The organism is Cryobacterium sp. RTC2.1 (assembly GCF_035018685.1).
GTDB lineage: Bacteria > Actinomycetota > Actinomycetes > Actinomycetales > Microbacteriaceae > Cryobacterium > Cryobacterium glucosi.
Genome location: NZ_JASJXJ010000295.1, coordinates 1 through 1,442, shown reverse-complemented (window position 1 = coordinate 1,442; position 1,442 = coordinate 1). Strand labels below are relative to the sequence as shown.

Sequence of the window (1,442 nt, the reverse complement as noted above, 5' to 3'; positions counted from 1 at the left end):
TGTGCTGTCTCGGGACGTCCCTGACACTTCATGTCTCGGGACGTCCCTGACACTCGGGTCGGGATGTTGCGGGCTCGTCGGGGGCTGGGGGTTTTCTGGTTTGGTTCGCGAGGAAGCCGCGGGGTTTGCCGTTGCCGACGTAGCTGCCTTTGGGGCCTATCGGGTGTGTGATGACGTGGGTTCCCTCGGCGTCGAAGATATGGACGCTGGTGGTCTCGACGACGATGTTGAAGGTGCGGCTGGCTTGGTCGCGACCCATTTGGATGCGCATGTGGGCGACGGTCAGGACACCATTTGGTGAGGTCGTGCGTGCGTGCTGCCGGGGCTTGGACGGCACGGGCACGAGCACGAGCGGCGGGGTCGGTTCCGGCGCTTTGGGCGTGGCGTGGTAGCGCTGGTGGGGCGTCTGCATCTGGAGGGACTGGTGCGGGCGTTCCTCGTTGTAGAGCTTGTCGAATGTGTCGAGTTGGGTTTGCAGTTCGGCCAAATCGTTCGCGGCGGGACGGGCGGCCAGCCAGCGGGCGAGAGTTGAATGGCCGCGTTCGTTCTTGCCTTGAGTTTGGGGGTGGCCGACGGATGAGGCGATGGGTTGGACGCCCCGGCTGAGCATGAGGGCGGTCAGATCCCCGATCCAGCCGCGTCGACTGGGGTTCAGCGCCGTCCCGTTATCGGTCAGGAGACGTTGCGGGGTGCCGTGGCGGTTCATGCCGATCGTGACGACCTTCACGGCGTCTTCGGCGTTCTCAGAGCGCGCAGCGAGCGAGGCGATCTGGAAGCGCGAGTGGTCATCGTTGAGTTGGAAGATCGCCACGACGGCGCCGCCACGGAGGGTGTAGTCGGTGGCGTCGAGCTGCCACATTTCGTTCGGAGCGGCGTATTCAAATCTGAGGTAGCTGCTCTTGGGACGCTTCTTGGGTTGCGGAGTCACGACTGCGTTCCGGGTGAAGATCCGGGCCAGCGTCGACCGCGACGGAGACTCGATTCCCAACTTCTCGAGCTCGTACTTGACCGAAATAGGACCGTTGTCCCAGCCTGCGCCGCCGAGCCGGGCGCGGGCCTCGAGCGCCAGACGTTCGACGAGTTCGGATACCCTCGCCGGCGAGGTCTTCGGCCGGCTCGAGCGGGCGACTAACGAATGCGGGAGTCCGGCCTCGGTGACGTGTTTGCGGGTCGCGTAGAACCATTCCCTGGACACGTTGTGTTCTCGGCAGAACCGCGTCACAGCCCCTCGTGGAGCGTCCTCGGGCCAGGACGCGATGATGAGGCGGAGATCGGTTCGAGCTGGGTCATGTGCCATGACCTGATCGTGGAGGATCCGCAGCCCGCTGCCGAACGGAGGACCTTGATCGAGGACCTCCATTCGGAGTGTCAGGCAGGTCCCGAGACAGAACTGTCAGCAAGGTCATGAGACAGAACTGTCAGATTGAGAACGAGACTTCACA

Annotated in this window: 1 protein-coding gene; it reads right to left on the bottom strand. The window is 63.9% G+C overall.

Features of this window, described 5'->3' with window-relative positions:
- Window positions 1–28: 28 nt before the first annotated feature.
- On the bottom strand, window positions 29–1,195 hold the full coding sequence (locus tag QN357_RS18915) for an integrase core domain-containing protein (RefSeq protein ID WP_322135143.1): 1,167 nt from the start codon (window positions 1,193–1,195) through the stop codon (window positions 29–31).
- Window positions 1,196–1,442 lie beyond the last annotated feature (247 nt).